Genomic DNA, 17,841 nt, shown 5'->3' on the forward strand with positions numbered 1-17,841 from the left:
GTGCGGCGATTCTTTGCCGGACGGGCACGCGCGAGGGCGCCCCGGGGTCTCGCCCGGTTGACGCGGGCGGCCCGCTCGACCACGTGACGCAACGAGACCGCCGGGTCTGGAGCATGAGCTCCGGACCCGGCGGTCTCGAATCGATCGCGCTGAGGTACAGGCGCGATCAGTGGATCTGCGCGATCAGAGGTTGATCATGTGCCCGGCGATGCCGTGCACGGCTTCCTTCACGGCCTCTCCCAGCGTCGGGTGGGCGAAGATGTTGCGCGAGACCTCGTCGGCCGTCAGATCCCACTGCTGCGCGAGCGTCAGCACCGGGAGCATCTCGGTGACGTCGGGGCCGATCATCGCGGCGCCGAGCAGTTCGTCGTGCTTCGCGTCTGCGATGACCTTGACGAAGCCCACGGCCTCGCCGAGGCCCTGCGCCTTGCCGTTCGCGGAGAACGGGAACGTCGCCGTCTTGACGTCGTAGCCCTTCTCCTTGGCCTGAGCCTCGGAGTAACCGAACGAGGCGACCTGCGGCTGGCAGTACGTCGCGCGCGGGATCATGTCGTAGTTGATCTCCATCGTCTCGACGCCCGCGATGGTCTCGGCGGCGACGATGCCCATGGCCTCGGCGGTGTGCGCGAGCATGAGCTTCGCCGTCACGTCACCGATGGCGTAGACCTTGTCGACGTTGGTGCGGCCGCGCCCGTCGATCTCGATGGCGCCGCGCTCGGTGAGCTTGACGCCGAGATCCTCCAGGCCGTAGCCCTCGACGCGCGGCTTGAAGCCGAACGCCGACAGCATCTTGTCGGCCTCGAGCACCTGCGAGTCGCCGCCCTTGGCGGGGGAGACGGTGACCTTGACGCCGGAGCCGGTGTCCTCGGCCTTCTCGACCTTCGTGCCGGTCATGACCTTGATGCCGAGCTTCTTGTACTGCTTGAGCAGCTCCTTGGACACGTCCGCGTCCTCGGTCGGCACCATGCGGTCGGCGAACTCGACGATCGTCACGTCGACGCCGAAGTTCTTCATGACGTAGGCGAACTCGACGCCGATGGCGCCCGAACCGCCGATGATGATGGAGCCCGGCAGCTCCTCCGAGAGGATCTGCTCCTCGTAGGAGACGATGTTCTTGCTGAGGTCGACCCCGGGCATCGTGCGCACGGTGGCGCCCGTCGCGATGATGAGGTTGTCGTAGGTGACGCTCTGGGTGGAGCCGTCCTCACCCTTCACGTCGATGGAGTGGTCGGCCTTGAGCGTGCCGTGACCGTTGATCTCGGTGATCTTGTTCTTCTTCATCAGGTAGTGAACACCCTTGACGATGTTCGACGAGACCTGACGGGAACGCTTGTGCGTGGGCCCGAACGCCATCGTGGCGTCGCCCTCGATGCCGAACTTCTCCTTCTCGTGCGTGAGCACGTGCGCGAGTTCGGCGTTCTTCAGCAGAGCTTTCGAGGGGATGCACCCGACGTTGAGGCAGACACCTCCCCAGTACTTCTGCTCGATAACGGCGGCGCTCAGGCCGAGCTGGGAGGCGCGAATAGCCGCGACGTACCCACCCGGGCCGGCGCCGAGGACGACGACATCAAAATGATTGGCCACGAGGCAGAGCCTAGACCCATCGGGGCGCAGGGTGTGAGTGCAGGTAGTTACTGACGGGTAGAAGTTTGCGGCGCCCGGTCCCGACCGTTCCCGTGCGCCTCGCGGCGCGTGGGGCTCAGTCGTCCGCCGCCTCGGTGTGCTGCGCGAGCAGCTCATGCGCCAAGGGCGTGTCGACGACGATCGAGGTGAGGTAGCCCCCGCGGATGCCGGCCGCGACGGCCGCGGCGCGCGCCCGACCGTGCGACAGGGCCACGACGTGGGTGATGAGCCGCAGGTCGTCGGGGCGCATGCTGACCAGACGGGCCGTCAGGCCCGCGTGCACCGGCGCGCCGGTCACGTCGAACAGGGAGCCGGCGATCTCGCCGACGACCTGCAGGCGCGCGAGATCGTCGCGCTCGTCGTCGCTCGCGAGGTCGAACAGGGTGCTCTCGCCACTGCTCCACCCGCCGACGCCGACGAGTGCGAGGGAGCAGTGCTTGGCGTCGTCGAGGGTGCCTGCGACGCTCGCCTGAGCGCGGATGACGGCGGCCGCAGCGGCGTCGTCGGCAACGAGCGGCGCGTAGAAGACGCGGGGTTCTCCGCCGGTGAGGCGGGCGGCGTCACGCACGACGTCGACGGGGGAGGATTCGTACGCCGGCAGGTCGAGGGCCCCGGAGAGCTGGACGATCGGCACGGGTGGCAGACCGTCGAAGTGGCGCACCGCCTTGGCGACCATCCGGCTCCATGGCAGCCCGATGACGTCGGTCGGCTGCGCGAGGCGCCGCATGAGGTCGGCGCCGCGGCGGGCGAGCTCGTCCTGCGCGGCGTCCGTCTCGAGTTCCTCGACGTCGACGACGACGGCGTGTGCGAGCCCGAACGCGTCGCGCAGGCGGCGTTCGAGGTGCTCGCACCCGGCGCCGGGGTCGACGACGTCGATGCGGACGATTCCCTGGTCGCGGGCCTCCTCGAGCAGGCGCGCCACCTTGAACCGACTGATGTCGAGCTCTTCGGCGATGGCCACCTTGGAGGCGTCGTCGAGGTAGTAGCGACGTGCTGCGTGGACCATGAGGCGCTGATGCTGCGGTGCGCTCGCGTCGACCATGGGAACTCCCGGCGTTCGTAGCGTGAATCGTGGGTTGACATTGTGTGTCGAATCACACTTTACTCATATGTGCCTGCTAGTGCTCAAGTGAGCATGGTGCTCGTTCGAGCATTGCACACCAGGCACGACGACATGGGAGGTTTCGTGGGACGACGACGAAATGGCATCGCCCTCCTCGCCGCGGCAGCACTGGTGGGCGGTTCTACGACCGCGTGCGCGGGCTGGGGTGGCGGGGTCTCATCGGGTGGCAAGGACAGCATCAACGTCCTCATGGTCAACAACCCGCAGATGATGGACCTGCAGAAGCTCGCGCCGGATTTCGAGAAGGAGACGGGCATCCACGTCAACTTCACGGTGCTGCCGGAGGACGACCTGCGCGACAAGACGAGTCAGGAGTTCAGCGCCCAGGCCGGTCAGTACGACGTCGCGACGTTGAGCAACTTCGAGATCCCGATCTACGCGAAGGCCGGCTGGGTCGCGGATCTCACGAGCCACGTCAAGGCCGACACCCAGTTTGACCAGGACGACATCCTCGCTCCCATGACGAAGGCGCTCAGCGTCGACGGGAAGATCTACGGCGAGCCGTTCTACGGCGAGTCGAGCTTTCTCATGTACCGCAAGGACATCCTCGCGTCGAAGGACATCACGATGCCCGCGAACCCGACGTGGCCGCAGGTCGCCGACATCGCGGCCAAGGTTGACGGCGCCCAGCCGGGCATGCGCGGCATCTGCCTGCGTGGTCAGCCAGGATGGGGTCAGCTGTTCGCGCCGCTGACGACCGTCGTCAACACCTTCGGGGGCACCTGGTTCACGAAGGACTGGCAGGCGCAGGTCGACTCGCCCGAGTTCAAGCAGGCGACGAACTTCTACGTCGACCTCGTCAGGAAGCACGGTGAGGCCGGAGCGCCGCAGGCGGGCTTCACCGAGTGCCTCAACAACACCCAGCAGGGCAAGACGGCGATGTGGTACGACGCGACGTCGGCCGCCGGTTCCCTCGAGGCCAAGGGCTCGCCGGTGGCCGGGAAGATGGGCTACGCGCCGGCTCCCGTCGTCAAGACGAAGAACGCCGGTTGGCTGTACGCCTGGGCGTGGGCGATCGAGCAGAAGTCCGAGAAGAAGGACGCCGCCTGGAAGTTCGTCTCGTGGGCCTCGGGCAAGAAGTACGAGAAGCTCGTCGGCGAGAAGATCGGCTGGTCGTCGGTCCCCTCCGGCAAGCGCGCCTCGACGTACGAGATCCCCGAGTACGTCGCCTCCGCGAAGGCGTTCGCCGAACCCGCGAAGAAGGCCATCGAGTCGGCTCAGCCCGACAACCCGGGCGTCCAGCCCCGACCCGCGGGCGGCATCCAGTTCGTCGACATCCCCGAGTTTCCGGCCCTGGGCACCCAGGTCAGCCAGGAGGTCAGCTCGGCCATCGCCGGCAAGCAGAGCGTCGACGCGGCGCTCGAGACGGGCCAGGAGCTCGCGAGCGACGTGGCCGAGGACTATCGCAAGCGTGAAGGGAAGTGAGTGACGTGAGCACCAACGCGCTCGCACGAGGGGGCGAGGACGACTTCGATCACCGCGACCCCGACAACCACGATCTCGAACCGGCTCCGGGCGGCAAGACAGCCCTGGCCCGGACGGGAGCGTGGGCGCGCCGCGCGCCGCTGCTGCCGGCGCTGATCTTCATGATCATCGCGACGCAGCTGCCGTTCGTCGCGACCATCGTCATCTCGATGATGCGCTGGAACGCGTACTACCCCGATGACGTCGGATTCGCCGGCTTCGACAACTTCGTCACGGTGTTCACGAACGTCAACACCCGCAAGGCGATCTGGGTAACAATCCTGCTCACGCTCATGGTCGTCATCATCAGCCTGCTGCTCGGGCTCGGCATCGCGCTGCTGCTCGATCGCAAGTTCAAGGGCCGCGGCATCGTCCGAACCCTCATGATCACGCCGTTCCTCATCGTGCCCGTCGCCGCGGCGCTGCTGTGGAAGCACGCGCTGTTCAACCCCGAGTACGGCCTGTTCAATGGATTCCTCAAGATGGTTCTCGGCGACGACGCTCCGCAGCCGGACTGGATCACGAACAACCCGCTGCTCGCGGTGGCGGTCTCGCTCATCTGGCAGTGGACGCCGTTCATGATGCTCATCTTGCTCGCGGGTCTGCAGTCGCGCCCGATGGACGTCGTCGAGGCCGCGCGCATCGACGGTGCGTCGAACTGGCAGATCTTCAAGCACATGACGCTGCCGCACCTGCGCCCGTACATCGAGCTGAGCACCCTGCTCGGCGCGATCTACATCGTGCAGAACTTCGACGCCGTCTTCACGATCACCTCGGGTGGTCTCGGCACTGCGAACCTGCCGTACCTCATCTACCAGACCTTCTACCAGGCCCACGATTACGGTCAGGCCTCCGCAGCCGGTGTGATCGTCGTCCTCGGCACGATCATCATCGCGACGGCCGCTCTGCGCACCGTCCTCAGCCTCTTCAAGGAGGAGAACTGATGAGCACTCCCGCCTCCGCGGCCGCTGCACCCGCCGCGACGCCGAAGTCCTCCGGGCCCGCGTACACGCCGAACCCGAAGAAGAGGTCGGGCGCCCTGCTGGGCGTCCTCGCCTGGATCATCGGCCTGCTGTTCGTCCTGCCCGTCGTGTGGATGGTGTGGATCTCGTTCCACTCCGAGAACGACGCGGCCACCAACCCGCCCAAGTTCGACGCTCCCTTCTCGACGGAGGGCTACAAGAACTTCTTCGACTCGAACCCGTGGCCGTCCCTGGCGAACTCGCTGACGGCGAGCGTCGTCTCGACCCTCATCGTCCTGCTGCTCGCCCTGCCGGCCGCGTACGCCCTGTCGATCCGTCCGGTGAAGAAGTGGTCGGACGTGTTGTTCTTCTTCCTGTCGACGAAGTTCATGCCCGTTGTCGCAGCGCTGCTGCCGATCTACCTGTTCGCGCAGAAGGTCAACCTGCTCGACAACATCTGGCTTCTCATCCTGCTGTACACGTCGATGAACCTGCCGATCGCGATCTGGATGCTGCGCAGCTTCCTCGCCGAGGTTCCGAGCGAGATGCTCGAGGCCGCCCAGGTCGACGGCGCCGGTCTCGTGCGCACGCTGCGTGAGGTCATCGCGCCGGTCGTCATGCCCGGCATCGCCTCGGCCGCGCTCATCTGCTTCATCTTCAGCTGGAACGAGATGCTGTTCGCCCGCGTGCTCACCGGTACGGTGGCGGAGACCGCGCCCGTGTTCCTCACGGGCTTCGTGACGAGTCAGGGCCTATTCCTCGCCAAGGTGTGCGCCGCGTCGATCGTCGTGTCGCTGCCCGTCCTCGCCGCCGGTTTCGCCGCGCAGGACAAGCTGGTCCAGGGCCTGTCGCTGGGAGCTGTTCGCTGATGGCCGTCCGTCTTTTGCAATCCACGTTGGCCGAGCTGCCGGAACAGGTGGCGCGCCCCACCTACGACCGCGCGAAGCTGACGACGGGCATCGTCCACTTCGGCGTCGGCGGCTTCCACCGCGCGCATGAGGCGATGTACCTCGATCGTCTCATGAACGACGGCGAGGCCCTCGACTCGGCCATCACGGGCGTGGGGGTGCTGCCGCACGACAAGCGCATCGTCGACACCCTCAATGCGCAGGACGGGCTCTACACCCTCGTCCTCAAGCACCCGGACGGCACCCGCGAGCCGCGCGTCATCGGCTCGATCCAGAAGATGCTGTTCGCGCCCGACGACCCCGACGCGGTCATCGACCTCATGGTGAGCCCGGAGGTCAAGATCGTCTCGCTGACGATCACCGAGGGCGGCTACCTCGTCAACCAGGTGACGGGGGAGTTCGAGGCATCCAACCCGGGCATCCAGCACGACCTGGCCGACGGGGCGTCACCGCAGACGGCGTTCGGGCTCATCGTCGAGGCGATCCGACGCCGTCGCGACGCGGGGCTCACGCCGTTCACCGTCATGAGCTGCGACAACCTGCCGGGCAACGGCGAGATCGCGCGGCGCATGATGACGGCGTACGCCGAGCTGAAGGACCCGTCGGTCGCGCAGTACATGCGCGATCACGTCGCGTTCCCGAACTCTATGGTCGACCGCATCACGCCCGTCACGGCGCCGGAGGACATCGCCGAGCTTGCCGACACGTTCGGTGTCGAGGACGGCTGGCCGGTCGTGTGCGAACCGTTCGCCCAGTGGGTGCTGCAGGACGAGTTCACCAACGGGCGCCCGCCGTTCGAGGATGCCGGGGTCCAGATCGTCGACGACGTCGAACCGTACGAGCTGATGAAGCTGCGCCTGCTCAACTGCGGCCACCAGACGCTCTGCTACGTCGGCTACCTCGCCGGTTACCGCTACGCGCACGAGGTGTGCAGCGACCCGTTGTTCGTCGACTTTCTGCTCGGTTACATGGAGAAGGAGGGTTCGGCGACGCTGCCGGAGGTGCCCGGGGTCGACCTCGACGCCTACCGTCACGAGCTCATCGCGCGGTTCGCCAACCCCGAGGTGCGCGACACGCTCGCCCGGCTGTGCATGGAGAGCAGCGACCGCATCCCCAAGTGGCTCGTGCCGGTCGTCAAGCACAACCTGGCGCACGGCGGCGAGATCGACCGCTCGGCCCTTGTCATCGCGTCGTGGGCGCGCTACGCCGAGGGCGCCGACGAGCAGGGCGACCCGATCGACGTCAACGATCGCGCCAAGGAGGCCGTCATGGCGGCCGCAGCGGCGCAGCAGGACGACAAGCTCGCGTTCCTGCGCAACCCGGACTTCTTCGGCGACCTCGTCGACGACGAACGATTCACGACGGCCTACGTCGCGGCACTCGACTCGCTGCACGAGGTCGGAGCCCGAGCCACGCTCGAGGCCCGCGCCGCCCAGGACGCCCGCCCCGGCGCGTGAGCCGGCACGGTGACGTCGGGGTGACCTGACGAGGCGTGGTCGGCGCCGCCGGCATCGTGCCTGCGGCGCCGGCCGCGTCGGAGTCCTCGGGGGTGAATGGAACCCCAGGACGACAGAGGAGACCGGATGACGTGTGACGAGAGGAACCCCATGCGCGTGCTCGAACTGAGCGCACCCGAGACGCTCACCCTGACCCAGCGTGACGTGCCGACGCCCGGCCCCGGGCAGGTGCTCGTGCGCATGACGTGCGTCGGCGTGTGCGGCAGTGACACGCACTACCTCACGCATGGGCGCATCGGCAGCTACGCCGTCGACTACCCGATGGTGCTCGGGCATGAGGGTGCCGGTGTCGTCGAAGCGGTCGGTGAGGGCGTCGACGCCTCGCGCATCGGCGAGCGCGTCAGCATCGAACCGGGCGTGCCGTGCCGCACGTGTGCGCAGTGCCTCGCCGGCGCCTACAACCTGTGCCCTGACATGGTGTTCCACGCGACGCCGCCGTACGACGGCTCGCTCGCCGAATGCATCGTCCACGACGCCGCCTTCGCGCATCCGTTGCCCGACGGCGTGAGCGACGAGGCTGCTGCGATGGTCGAACCGCTGGCGGTCGGATTGTGGGCCTGCCGCAAGGCCGATGTGACGCTCGGAGATCGCGTCCTCATCACCGGCTGCGGCCCCATCGGGCTCATGTGCCTGCTGGCCGCCCGGGCGCGCGGCGCGCGTGACATCACCGTCGTCGACCTCAACCCCGAACGCCTCGAGCGTGCCCGGGCGCTCGGTGCGCGGGTCGTCGACTCACGTCACGAGAGGTTCGACGAGCGCGAGTACGACGTTCTGCTCGAGTGCTCCGGGGTCGCCTCAGTCACGCTCGCCGGGATGCGGGCCCTGGCGCGAGGCGCTCGCGCCGTGCTCGTCGGGATGGGCGGCGACACCGTCGAACTGCCCCTGTCTGCGCTGCAGGAGCGTGAGGTCAGCGTCACCGGGGTGTTCCGCTACGCGAACACATGGCCGCAGGCGCTCGCGATGCTCGCGGGCGGCGTCGTCGAGGTCGACGATCTCGTGACGGGGCGTTTCGACCTCGCCGACGGCGAGCAGGCCCTGCGCGCGGGCCTCGACGACCCGGCATCCGTCAAGGCCATGATCTATCCGAACGGACTGCCGACGGTCTGATCTCACCGTACGGTTACCGCCGTCCGAACCGCGCGTCGCCCCCGGCGACGCCTGAGAAGGGAAACCATGTCACCTCGACTCGTCGCCGGAGTGGATTCGTCCACGCAATCGACCAAGATCGTCGTCTGTGATGCCGAGACGGGCGCCGTGGTGCGCACCTCGCGCGCGCCTCACCCCGACGGCACGAGCGTCGACCCCGAGGTGTGGTGGCGCGCTTATGAGGACGCGACGGCGGACGGGATGCTCGACGACGTCGAGGCGATCGCCGTCGGCGGTCAGCAGCACGGCATGGTCGCCCTCGATTCGGACGGCGCCGTCATCCGAGAGGCGTTGCTGTGGAACGACGTTCGCTCGGCGGGCGCGGCGCGTGACCTCGTCGACGAACTCGGGGGAGCGGGCGCCTGGGTGGATCGGCTCGACGTCGTGCCCGTCGCGGCGTTCACCGTCGCGAAGGTGCGGTGGCTGCGTGATTCCGAACCGGACAACGCCGCCCGCCTCGACACCGTCGTCCTGCCCCACGACTGGCTGACGGGGCGCATCCTGCAGGCCGGCGGCGGCTTGCGAGGATGGACGACCGACCGTGGCGACGCGAGCGGCACCGGGTACTGGTCACCCGTCACCGGCGAGTACGACGCCGGCATCCAACGTCTCGCCCTGGGCCGCGAGTTCGGCGTCCCGCGCGTCCTCGGCCCCGCCGAGCCCGCCGGCGTCACCGACGCGGGCCTCGTCGTCGGGGCGGGCACGGGCGACAACATGGGCGCGGCGCTCGGTCTCGGCCTGCAGCCCGGCGACGTCGTCGTCAGCCTCGGCACGTCGGGCACCGTCTTCGCCGTCCAGGACACGCCGACGCGGGACGCGAGCGGGCAGATCGCCGGATTCGCCTCGGCCGACGGGCGGCACCTGCCGCTCATGTGCACCCTCAACGCAGCCCGCGTGCTGACGACAGGTGCCCAGCTGCTCGGCGTCGACCTCGACGAGTTCTCCCGCCTCGCGCTCGCGGCACCCATCGGCGCGCAGGGCCTGACGTTGCTGCCCTACCTCGACGGTGAGCGCACGCCCGACCTGCCCGACGCCACGGGCACGCTCGGCGGCCTCACCCGAGCGAACGCGACGCCGGAGAACCTTGCGCGCGCCTGCGTCGAGGGGATGCTCGCGAACCTCGTCGCGGGCGTCGAGGGGCTGAAGCAGCACGGCCTGAGCGCGCGACGCATCGTCCTCATCGGGGGCGCTGCGGCTTCGGCGGCGGTGCGCGAGATCGCACCGATCCTGTTCGGGTTGCCGGTGCACATCCCGGCGCCGGGGGAGTACGTCGGTATCGGCGCGGCGCGCCAGGCGGCGTGGGCGCTGGCCGGAGGTGACGAGCCTCCGGCCTGGCATGTCGCCTATGACCACGAACTCGAGGCCACGGACGACGACGTCACCGCCGGACGCGCGGTCTACGAGCGCTACCTACGTCTGCAGCGGCAACTGCACGGCTGAACGGGCAACCTCGAGGCGGTGGACGAAAGGGGTTCGCCCACCACCGCACGCCCGTGACACCATGACGCCACCATGCCCGCCACCCGTTACCGCCGCGTTCTTGCCAACCGCCGCACCCGCCAGCTGCTGCTGCTCGGCTTCGCCATCCGCATCCCGACGTTCGGGGTGTCGGTGCTGCTCACGATCCACGTCGTCGAGACGCTGCACCGCACCTGGTCGCAGGCAGGTCTCGTCGCGGCGGCCTCGACCCTCGCCGTCGCGCTGTCGGGGCCGTGGCGCGGGCGCCTGCTCGACACCCTCGGGCTGCGCCGGGTCGTCGCGCCGTCGATCCTGGTCACGGCCGGGTGCTGGGCCGTGGCGCCCTTCGTCGGCTATGTGCCGCTGCTCATGCTCGCGGCACTGGCCGGGCTGTTCGCCGTGCCGACGTTCACCGTCATCCGTCAGGGCATCATCGCCGCGACGAGCGACGAGGATCGCCGCACGGCGCTCGCGACCGACGGCATCATCGTCGAGCTGTCCTTCATGCTCGGGCCCGTCATCGCGATCGCTCTCGGCGGTCACTTCCCGACGTCGTGGGTGATCTTCTGCCTCGAGATGGCCTCCGCGGCGCTCGCGGCGCTGCTGTGGTGGATCGACCCGCCGATCCGGCAGGCGCTCGACGAAGAGGCTGCCGCGGACGTCGACCTGCCACGCGAACGCTGGGTGACGCCGCGTTTCCTGGCGGTGTGCCTCGTCGGGTTCGCGGCCGTCGTCGTCCTCAGCGGCAGTGACGTCTCGTTCGTCGCCGCAGCCCGTCACTTCGACGCATCCGCCCAGCTCGGCCTCGTGCTGGCCGTGTGGGGGCTGGGCTCCGTCCTCGGTGGGCTCGTCTACGGCGCGATGACGTCGCCTCCGCCCATGTTCGCGCTGCTCGTCCTGCTCGCCCTGACGACGGCGCCGATCGGCTTCGCCCACGGCGTGCTCGGGCTGTGCGTGTGGGGTTTCGTCGCGGGCCTGTTCTGCGCGCCGACGATGACTGCGTCCGTCGATGCACTCACGCGCGTCGTCCCCGAACGGGTGCGCGGTGAGGCGATGGGGTGGCACGGTTCGTTCCTCACCCTCGGCGGTGCGCTCGGTGGGCCGCTCGCAGGCGTGTTCATCGACCGTCACGGCTTCGCGGGCGGTTTCGCGTCCGTCGGGCTGACGGGGGCGGCCATCGCCGGCCTCGGCGCCGTCATGGTCGGGGCGCGACGGGGGCTGCGGTCACGACGGGCCGGTCTGCCGGCGTCTTCACAGGCGCAGGGCACCGACGTCGAAACCGCCCGCCGCGCCGATTAGGGCGGAGCCACACCGGCTGCTATCGTAGTGGCAACCAGCCGAACGTTCGCATGGCCTCATCGAGGCAGTGAAAGCGCTCGGTGCGCAAGAGGGGCTTCGGTCTCCACCCTCGGTCTCCTTCGGGAGGCAGGGTCTTGGTCACGATGCACGACGAGGCACCCGCCTCGATGGCGACGGAATAATCATCGCGTCGTGCGTGTTGAACGAAGACTTCTTGCGCTCGCAAGAAGTCTTTTTTGTTGCCCGAACACCGTCGGTGGCCGGGCACACCGCAACAACTCGTGAACATCACACTCGTGAAGGAGCAGGCCATCAGCGCTGAGCCACGCATCAACGACCGAATCCGAGTCCCGGAAGTTCGGTTGGTGGGCCCCAATGGTGAGCAGGTGGGCATCGTCCGAGTCGAGGACGCGCTGCGCCTCGCCGCCGAGGCCGACCTCGACCTCGTCGAGGTGGCCCCCCAGGCCAAGCCGCCCGTCGCCAAGCTCATGGACTTCGGCAAGTTCAAGTACGAAGCGGCCATGAAGGCGCGCGAGTCGCGCAAGAACCAGGTCAACACGGTCATCAAGGAGATCAAGCTCCGACCGAAGATCGACCAGCACGACTACGACACCAAGAAGGGTCACGTCGTCCGGTTCCTGTCGGCCGGTGACAAGGTCAAGGTCACCATCATGTTCCGCGGCCGTGAGCAGTCGCGCCCCGAGCTCGGCTTCCGCCTCCTGCAGAAGCTCGCTGAGGACGTGCAGGAGCTCGCGTTCATCGAGAGCGCGCCGAAGCAGGACGGGCGCAACATGGTGATGGTGCTCGGCCCGACGAAGAAGAAGGCCGAGGCGCGCGCCGAGGACCGTCGTCGTCGTGAGGCCGAGAAGGCAGCCAATGCCGCCCCGGAGCCGCAGGCCGAGACGCCTGTCTCGAGCGAGGCCCCTGAGGCCGAGCAGGTCGCGGCCGGAGAGGCTGCGAAGTAACACCCCCTTCACCCTCGGGTGGAGAACCCTCGTCCCGGGTGATCGGGCGAGGCAGTCAGACAGCCGACGCGCACACGAGCGCGTCGAGGTAGCGAAGGAGTCGGCCATGCCGAAGATGAAGACGCACTCCGGTGCGAAGAAGCGTTTCCGCGTCACCGGTAAGGGCAAGATCATGCGGCAGCGCGCCCGCCACGTGCACAAGTTCGAAGAGCGCGCCAAGCGTCAGTCGCGTCGTCTCGTCAACGACGTCGTTCTCGCGCCGGCCGACGAGAAGAAGATCAAGCGCCTTCTCGGCCTCTGAGCCGTCCACACCCACCAACTAACTTCGCGGCAGGCGTCAGGCGCCGCCGCCCCACTCAAGGAGTGATCACGTGGCACGCGTGAAGCGGGCAGTCAATGCCCACAAGAAGCGTCGTACCGTTCTCGAGCAGGCCAGCGGCTACCGCGGCCAGCGCTCGCGCCTTTACCGCAAGGCCAAGGAGCAGGTGACGCACAGCCTCGGTTACGCCTACCGTGACCGTCGCGCCAAGAAGGGCGACTTCCGTCGCCTCTGGATCCAGCGCATCAACGCTGCGGCTCGCCTCAACGGCATGACGTACAACCGCTTCATCCAGGGCCTGAAGGTCGCCGGCATCGAAGTCGACCGTCGCATGCTCGCCGAGCTGGCCGTCAACGACGCCCCGGCCTTCGCCAAGCTCGTCGAGATCGCCAAGGCGAACGTCCCGGCCCAGACGCCGGCTGCCTGATCCAGGCACCTCTTTCGCACCGAACGCCGCTCCACGCCGAAGGGCTCGCTCGACCATGATCACGAACGTCCGTTCCGATCGGGTCAAGCAGGTCAAGGCGCTGGGGCGGCGTTCTGCACGTGACAAGGCCGGGCTGTTCCTCGTCGAGGGGCGCCAGGCCGTGCGCGAGCTCATCCGGTTCGCGCCGATGTCGATCCGCGACGTCTACCTCGACGCCGACGCCGCCGAGCGTCACCCCGACCTGCGCGAACTCGCCGGGGAATGGGCTGACGGCGCCGCAGCAGGCGAGCGGCGCTTCGTCCACGACTGCTCGCCGCAGGTGCTCGCCGCGATGTGCGACACCGAACAGCCGCAGGGCATCATCGCCGTCGCCAGGCCGATCGATCGCCCGCTGGCCGACGTGCTCGCGGGCTCGCCGAAGTTCGTCGTCATTTGCACGAACGTGCGCGACCCCGGAAACGCGGGCACCGTCATCCGCGGCGCCGATGCGACGGGGGCGGACGCCGTGATCCTCAGCGACGCGAGCGTCGACCTCTACAACCCGAAGCTCGTGCGTTCGAGCGTCGGCTCGCTGTGGCACCTGCCGATCTCGCGCGGGTCGTCGATCGAGGAGATCTTCGCCGCTTGTCGCGCCGCAGGGCTGACACTGCACGCCGCCGACGGCGTTGGCGAGACATTTCTGCCCGACGTCGACCTCGCCACCCCGCACGCGTGGGTCATGGGCAACGAGGCATGGGGCCTCGAGCCCGAGGTGCGCGAGCAGTGCGACGACGTCGTCCGCGTGCCGATCTACGGCCACGCCGAGTCGCTCAACCTCGCGATGGCCGCCACCGTCTGCCTCTACGCCTCGGCTGCCGCCCAGAACTGAGCACCCCTCGCCCGCGCGGACGCGTGGGAATCGGTTTGCGCGCACTCGATAGACTCGGGCGCATGTCTGGCCCCAACACGAACTACGACCCCGTCGAGGTCGCTGCCCTCGACCCCGAGGTGGTCGAGTCCAACGTCACCGCCGCTCTCGCGGCCATCGCCGCCGCGTCCTCGCTCGAGGAGCTCAAGGAGGTGCGCACGGCGCACGCGGGTGACAAGTCCCCGTTGGCGCTGGCCAACCGCGAGATCGGCGCGTTGCCGCCGTCGGCGAAGGCCGAGGCGGGCAAGCGCGTCGGCCAGGCACGTGGCCGTGTGGGCGCCGCGCTGAAGACCCGCCAGGGCGAGCTCGAGGCCGAGCGCGACGAGCGCATCCTCACCGAAGAGGCCGTCGACGTGACGACGGCGACCGCGCTGCGTCGCCCCGTCGGCGGGCGTCACCCCGTCGAACTCATGCAGCAGCTCATGGTCGACCTCATGGTCGGCATGGGGTGGGAGGTCGCCGAAGGGCCAGAGGTCGAGGCCGAGTGGTTCGTGTTCGACGCCCTCAACTTCGACGAGGACCACCCCGCGCGCCAGATGCAGGACACGTTCTACCTCGACCCCGCCGACGGCGGCCTCGTCATGCGCACGCACACCTCGCCCGTGCAGGCACGCTCGATGCTCGATCGTGGGGTGCCGCTCTACATCGTCGCGCCCGGCAAGGCGTACCGCACCGACGAACTCGACGCGACGCACCTGCCCGTCTTCCACCAGATGGAGGGCCTCGCGGTCGACAAGGGCATCACGATGGCGCACCTCAAGGGCACGCTCGACCACCTCGCGACGCAGTTGTTCGGTGAGGGCATCACGACGCGCCTGCGCCCCAACTACTTCCCGTTCACCGAGCCGAGCGCCGAGATGGATCTGCGGTGCTTCGTCTGCCGTGGGGAGGACGCGGCCTGCCGCACCTGCGGCGGCACCGGCTGGATCGAGTGGGGCGGCTGCGGCATGGTCAACGAGAACGTGCTGCGCGCCTGCGGCGTCGACCCGGCCGAGTACAGCGGTTTCGCGTTCGGCATGGGCGTCGAACGCGCCCTGATGTTCCGCACGGGCGCATCCGACATGCGCGAGATGATCGAGGGTGACGTCCGCTTCGACGCCCAGTTCGGCTTGGAGGTCTGAGACAATGCGAGTTCCCATCGAATGGCTGCGCGAGTACGTCGACGTGCCCGAAGGGGCAACCGGCCTGCAGGTCGCAGCGGACCTCGTGCGCGTCGGACTCGAGGAGGAGGCCATCCACGGCGGCGGCGTTACCGGCCCCCTCGTCGTCGGCCGCGTGCTGACGAAGACGCCCGAGGAGCAGAAGAACGGCAAGGTCATCAACTGGTGCACCGTCGACGTCGGTGACGCGAACGGCACCGGTGAACCTCAGGGCATCGTGTGCGGCGCGCACAACTTCCAGGTCGGCGACACCGTCGTCGTCGCGCTGCCGGGTGCCGTGCTGCCGGGCGGCTTCGCCATCAGCGCCCGCAAGACGTACGGTCACCTGTCGGCCGGGATGATCTGTGCCGCAGATGAACTGGGCCTGCCCGACGACGGCTCGGGCGGCATCATCCTGCTGCCGCAGCGCCTCGGTGTCGACGCCTCGTCGCTCACGCCGGGCCAGGACGCACTGCCGCTGCTCGGGCTCGACCGCGAGACCGTCGAGGTGAACGTCACCCCCGATCGCGGTTATTGCTTCTCGATGCGCGGCATCGCGCGCGAGTACGGCCACGCCACTGGCGCGAGCTTCACCGACCCGGTCGATGCGCTGACGACGAGGGCGCCGGCAGCGAACGACTTGGGTTACCCGGTGCGCGTCGACGACCCCCAGGGGCTGCGTGGCGCGGTCGGCTGCGACCGGTACGTCGCACGCGTCGTGCGCGGCATCGACCCGAACGCACCGGTGCCCGCGTGGCTCGCGACGGCCGTCACCGAGGTGGGCATGCGCTCGATCTCGCTGCCGGTCGACGTCACCAACTACGTCATGATGGCGCTCGGCCAGCCCCTGCACGCGTTCGATCTCGGGGCGCTGGGCGAGGAGATCGTCGTGCGACGCGCCCGCGCGGGGGAGAAGCTGACGACGCTCGACGGCGTCGAGCGCACCCTGTTCGCCGAGGATCTGCTCATCACCGACGGCGGTGCGCGCCCGCTGGCGCTGGCCGGCGTCATGGGTGGTTCCGACAGCGAGGTGAGCGACTCGACGACCGACGTCCTCATCGAGGCCGCCCACTTCGACCCGGTCTCCGTCGCCCGCACCGCGCGCCGCCACAAGCTCGGCAGCGAGGCGTCCAAGCGCTACGAGCGTGGCGTCGACCCGCAGATCGCCGCAGCCGCGGCGCAGCTCGCCGTCGACCTGCTCGTGCAGTACGGCGGCGGCGCCGTCGACGAGGGCGTCACCGACCTCGACACGACGCGCGCGCCGCAGCCGATCGACTTCGACCCGCAGCAGCCGACGCGGCTCGTCGGTGTCGCGTACTCCGACGACGAGGTCGCCGAGAGCCTTGACGCCGTCGGGTGCCGGGTCGAGCGCAACGAACCGTTGTGGAGCGTCACACCGCCCACGTGGCGCCCCGACCTGACGAGCGGGCCCGACCTCGTCGAGGAAGTGGCGCGTCTGCGCGGGTATGACGCCATCCCATCCGTCCTGCCGCGACCCCTCGCCGGGCGTGGGCTGACGGCGTCGCAGCGCTACCGCCGCAACGTGGCGAATGCGCTCGCGATGGCTGGCCTGACGGAGATCATCTCGCTGCCGTTCGTCAGTGATGACGTACACGACAAGCTCGGCTTCGCAGCCGACGACGCGCGGCGCACGAGCGTGCGCCTGACCAACCCGCTGTCGGACGAGCTGCCGCTCATCCGCACGAGTGTTCTCGCCACGATGATGGACTCGCTCAAGCGCAACGTCGCGCGCGGGTTCAAGGACGTGGCGCTGTTCGAGATCGGTCTCGTCGTCGCCGGTGAGGCGGGCCAGGCGCCGACGTCACCGGTCGGCGTGCACCCGGCGCCTGAGGTGCTCGACGCGATCCGCTCGGCCGTGCCGGCGCAGCCGCGCCACGTCGCCTGGGTCGCCGCCGGTGACAGCGAGCGCAAAGGCTGGTGGGGTGCCGGGCGCGGCGCGGACTGGAGCGACGCGATCGCCGTGGCGCTGCAGATCGGGCGCGTGCTCGGCGTCGACCTGACGATCGAGCAGGCGCAGGTGGCGCCGTTCCACCCGGGACGCTGCGCGAGCATCGCGCTGCCGGACGGCACCGTCATCGGCGCAGCGGGCGAGCTGCACCCCAAGGTCGTCGCGGCGTTCTCGCTGCCGGCCCGCACGGTCGGGGGCGAACTCGACCTCGACGCGCTGTCGGCGTACGCCGAGCGCCCCGGTGTCGCTTCGAGCATCGCGACGTTCCCGCAGGCGCATTCCGACGTCGCGCTCGTCGTCGACGCGTCCGTCCCTGCGGCTCGCGTCGAGACGGCGTTGCGCTCGGGGGCCGGTGAACACCTCGAGTCGGTCGCGCTGTTCGACATCTACACGGGCGATCAGGTCGGTGAGGGCAAGAAGTCCCTCGCGTACCGCCTGTTCTTCCGTTCCCCCGAGCGGACGCTGACGACCGACGAGGTGAACGCGGCACGCGACGCGGCAGTGCGCGCCGTCGACGAGAGTGTTGGAGCGAGCCTGCGCGGCGCCTGATTCCGGCATGATCGACAGGGTGGGGGCGGCGTGACGCCGTCTCCACCCTGTGTGCATGAGTATGAC

15 protein-coding genes are annotated in these 17,841 nt (G+C 69.0%); 13 read left to right on the plus strand and 2 right to left on the minus strand.

Annotated features, from left to right (window positions below; translation table 11 throughout):
* Positions 1 to 183: 183 nt before the first annotated feature.
* Both lpdA and DYE07_RS00830 read right to left on the minus strand, forming a co-directional pair.
* Positions 184 to 1,584 carry a dihydrolipoyl dehydrogenase gene (gene lpdA / locus DYE07_RS00825; protein ID WP_006944264.1) on the minus strand — a complete coding sequence of 467 codons (1,401 nt, stop codon included), beginning with the start codon at positions 1,582 to 1,584 and terminating at the stop codon, positions 184 to 186.
* A gap of 115 nt (positions 1,585 to 1,699) precedes the next feature.
* Complete coding sequence (locus DYE07_RS00830; protein WP_062256429.1) at positions 1,700 to 2,665, minus strand: sugar-binding transcriptional regulator; 966 nt, start codon at positions 2,663 to 2,665, stop codon at positions 1,700 to 1,702.
* Positions 2,666 to 2,797: 132 nt separating this feature from the next.
* On the opposite strand from DYE07_RS00830, the gene DYE07_RS00835 reads away from it, so the two are divergent.
* From DYE07_RS00835 to pheT, 13 genes are all read left to right on the plus strand, one after another.
* Positions 2,798 to 4,171 carry an ABC transporter substrate-binding protein gene (locus DYE07_RS00835; RefSeq protein ID WP_074045607.1) on the plus strand — a complete coding sequence of 458 codons (1,374 nt, stop codon included), beginning with the start codon at positions 2,798 to 2,800 and terminating at the stop codon, positions 4,169 to 4,171.
* Between the two features lie 104 nt (positions 4,172 to 4,275).
* Positions 4,276 to 5,154: a carbohydrate ABC transporter permease gene (locus tag DYE07_RS00840; RefSeq protein ID WP_231729381.1), complete on the plus strand. Its 879-nt coding sequence runs from the start codon at positions 4,276 to 4,278 to the stop codon at positions 5,152 to 5,154.
* Positions 5,154 to 6,041 (plus strand): carbohydrate ABC transporter permease, encoded by an 888-nt coding sequence (locus DYE07_RS00845; RefSeq protein WP_115296126.1) that lies wholly within the window; start codon positions 5,154 to 5,156, stop codon positions 6,039 to 6,041. The genes DYE07_RS00840 and DYE07_RS00845 overlap by 1 nt, the downstream gene beginning before the upstream one ends.
* Positions 6,041 to 7,537: a mannitol dehydrogenase family protein gene (locus tag DYE07_RS00850; protein WP_062256437.1), complete on the plus strand. Its 1,497-nt coding sequence runs from the start codon at positions 6,041 to 6,043 to the stop codon at positions 7,535 to 7,537. Before DYE07_RS00845 ends, DYE07_RS00850 begins: the two co-directional genes overlap by 1 nt.
* Positions 7,538 to 7,663: 126 nt before the next feature.
* Complete coding sequence (locus DYE07_RS00855; RefSeq protein ID WP_115296127.1) at positions 7,664 to 8,704, plus strand: NAD(P)-dependent alcohol dehydrogenase; 1,041 nt, start codon at positions 7,664 to 7,666, stop codon at positions 8,702 to 8,704.
* Positions 8,705 to 8,770: 66 nt separating this feature from the next.
* On the plus strand, positions 8,771 to 10,183 hold the full coding sequence (locus tag DYE07_RS00860) for a xylulokinase (protein ID WP_115296128.1): 1,413 nt from the start codon (positions 8,771 to 8,773) through the stop codon (positions 10,181 to 10,183).
* A gap of 72 nt (positions 10,184 to 10,255) precedes the next feature.
* A complete protein-coding gene (locus DYE07_RS00865; protein ID WP_074045611.1) occupies positions 10,256 to 11,500 on the plus strand; it encodes an MFS transporter in 1,245 nt (414 codons plus the stop codon).
* A gap of 296 nt (positions 11,501 to 11,796) precedes the next feature.
* Positions 11,797 to 12,465: a translation initiation factor IF-3 gene (gene infC / locus DYE07_RS00870; protein ID WP_050786459.1), complete on the plus strand. Its 669-nt coding sequence runs from the start codon at positions 11,797 to 11,799 to the stop codon at positions 12,463 to 12,465.
* A gap of 106 nt (positions 12,466 to 12,571) precedes the next feature.
* Entirely contained in the window at positions 12,572 to 12,766 is a 195-nt protein-coding gene (gene rpmI, locus DYE07_RS00875) for a 50S ribosomal protein L35 (RefSeq protein WP_006944255.1), read from the plus strand.
* A 70-nt stretch (positions 12,767 to 12,836) separates the two neighbouring features.
* The gene (gene rplT / locus DYE07_RS00880) at positions 12,837 to 13,211 is read left to right on the plus strand and encodes a 50S ribosomal protein L20 (RefSeq protein ID WP_006944285.1); all 375 of its coding nucleotides are present in this window, start codon (positions 12,837 to 12,839) and stop codon (positions 13,209 to 13,211) included.
* A gap of 55 nt (positions 13,212 to 13,266) precedes the next feature.
* On the plus strand, positions 13,267 to 14,079 hold the full coding sequence (locus DYE07_RS00885) for a TrmH family RNA methyltransferase (protein WP_006944167.1): 813 nt from the start codon (positions 13,267 to 13,269) through the stop codon (positions 14,077 to 14,079).
* A 62-nt stretch (positions 14,080 to 14,141) separates the two neighbouring features.
* Positions 14,142 to 15,239, plus strand: coding sequence for a phenylalanine--tRNA ligase subunit alpha (gene pheS / locus DYE07_RS00890; protein WP_062256443.1), 1,098 nt, complete (start codon positions 14,142 to 14,144; stop codon positions 15,237 to 15,239).
* Positions 15,240 to 15,243: 4 nt separating this feature from the next.
* Positions 15,244 to 17,775 (plus strand): phenylalanine--tRNA ligase subunit beta, encoded by a 2,532-nt coding sequence (gene pheT / locus DYE07_RS00895; protein WP_062256445.1) that lies wholly within the window; start codon positions 15,244 to 15,246, stop codon positions 17,773 to 17,775.
* Positions 17,776 to 17,841: the final 66 nt, after the last annotated feature.

It is taken from the genome of Dermacoccus nishinomiyaensis, from assembly GCF_900447535.1.
Lineage (GTDB): Bacteria > Actinomycetota > Actinomycetes > Actinomycetales > Dermatophilaceae > Dermacoccus > Dermacoccus nishinomiyaensis.